This window comes from Chryseobacterium sp. VD8 (genome assembly GCF_037149975.1).
Lineage (GTDB): Bacteria > Bacteroidota > Bacteroidia > Flavobacteriales > Weeksellaceae > Chryseobacterium > Chryseobacterium indicum.
Genome location: NZ_JBBCQL010000384.1, coordinates 1 through 2,145, shown reverse-complemented (window position 1 = coordinate 2,145; position 2,145 = coordinate 1). Strand labels below are relative to the sequence as shown.

The window sequence follows — 2,145 nt, the reverse complement described above, 5'->3', positions numbered from 1 at the left end:
AATTCGGTCCTTATCACGGAAGTTTTGTGCTTCCGAAAGGGAAACTAAACGGAACTTTTTATATGAGAACGGATGGAAATGACGGGTATAAAAATTTCAGAGTGGAGGAATATAAAAGACCGAAATTTGAAGTGACTTTTGATCCTGTAAAGGATGAGTACAAATACGGACAAACGATAGAACTGAAAGGAAAAGCCATGATGTTTTCCGGAGTTGCTTTAAGCAATACAACCGTTAATTATGAAATTAAAAAACGAAATATCCGCGGGAGATATTTTTCATGGTATCCGCAAAATGATGATGATAATGAAAACTCAGTTTTAGGAGAAGCAAAAACCAATGAAAAAGGAGAATTTATCATTAAAATTGATCCTGAAAAAGACGAAAATGTAGAAGGAATTCAGATTGATAATTATGAAATTAATGCCTCTGTAACTGATATTAACGGTGAGACACAGACTGCAGATACCCAGTTGAAAGTGGCTTCCGTTTCTCATTATATTCAGGCTGATGAAATAAAGAATGTTTTTTCTGATGAAAATGTAAAACTGAATGTTGAAACAAAAAATTACAACGAACAGCTTCTTAAAAAATCGTATCAGGTAAAATTATCAAAACTGGTTTCTCCGGACACAATTTTCAGACAGAATTTCAAATCGGAAGTTCAGGATTTACCAAAATTATCAAAAGAAGAATTCATCAGCAGATTTCCGCATGATTTTTACGATAAAAATGATGAACCTAAAAACCGGAAATCAACCGTAATTCTTGAGAAAACACAGCAACCAATAACTAACGACCAACAATCATCAACCAATCTGGACTTAGGAAAGCTGGAAGCCGGAGATTATCAGTTGGAACTGTATAATATTGAAGGAAAAGACACGATAAAAACGCTGCAGAATTTCAGTGTTTGGGATAAAAAATTGCTTAAACCTGATCAAAAAACTTTCCTGACGGTTGTACAGTCCAAAAAAGAACTGAAAAGAGGAGAAAAAGCTGCATTTACGGTTTATTCTTCGGTTCCGAACGCTCTTCTGAATATTTTTGTACAGAATGGTTCAGGAAAAACGGTTTCTGAGGTTCTGCCTTTCAAAAACGGAATGCTGGAATATACTGCAGCTATTCCAAAAGATAGAGATATACGAATTTTGAATGTACAGTTTCAGGTAGTTGCCTTTAATGACGTTCAGACAGAATCTGTAAATTTGGATATAGATGATACTGATCAATCCTTAACGATTGAAACCCTCACTTTCAGAGATAAAATTCAGCCGAATTCAAAAGAAAAATGGTCTGTAAAAATTTCAGGAAATGAGAAAGAGAAAATCAATGCAGAAGTTTTAGCGAATATGTATGACATGTCTTTGGATAAATTTGCTGTTAATCGATATGACTGGTACACTTTATATGCACCGTTTGTAAGTACAGTATCATACGAACTGAGAGATTATCTGCGACAAAAAAATTACCAGAAAAGATTAGATTATTTTTCAGGAGAACAGGTTGAGGTTCCTGTTTTTAACTGGTTTGACGGAAGTATATTGTGGATGTATGATAAGAGTGTTTTATTGAAAACAAGGACAGGTCTTATTAATCAGGAAGGTGTAAAAGCAGCGGCATATACACCGCCACCTCCGCCGCCAACTAAAGGCGCAAGAAAAGATGTTGCAATGAAAGTGGCAATGTCAGATGATAAAATGGAGATAATTCAAAATGTTGTTCCTGAACCTTTAAAAGCACCTAAAGTAGAAACACCTCCGCCAACGGAAACTATTTTAACGAAAGTTCCCGTGCGTCAAAACCTAAACGAAACCGCATTTTTCTACCCGGATTTGAGAACCGATTCCGAAGGCAATGTAAGCTTCGAATTCACTTCTCCGGAAGCACTGACAAAATGGAAGCTTATGTTTTTGGCACATACGAAAGACGCAAAAGCAGGAACGCTGGAAAAAGAAGTCGTAACGCAGAAAGAATTTTCGGTAACGCCAAACTATCCAAGATTTTTGAGAGAAGGGGATGAACTGAATCTTCAATCCAAACTATCGAACTTAACCAATAAAAAATTAAGCGGTTCAGCAGATTTGCAGATTCTGGATGCCTTCACCAATGAAGATATTTCGTCTCAGTTTGGTTTAAATTCAA

General features: G+C 35.9%; 1 protein-coding gene. It reads left to right on the top strand.

Annotated elements, in window-relative coordinates; all coding sequences use genetic code 11:
• Nucleotides 1–2,145: alpha-2-macroglobulin family protein (locus tag WFK35_RS22400; protein WP_336734816.1), on the top strand; the 2,145-nt coding region annotated here is incomplete at both ends.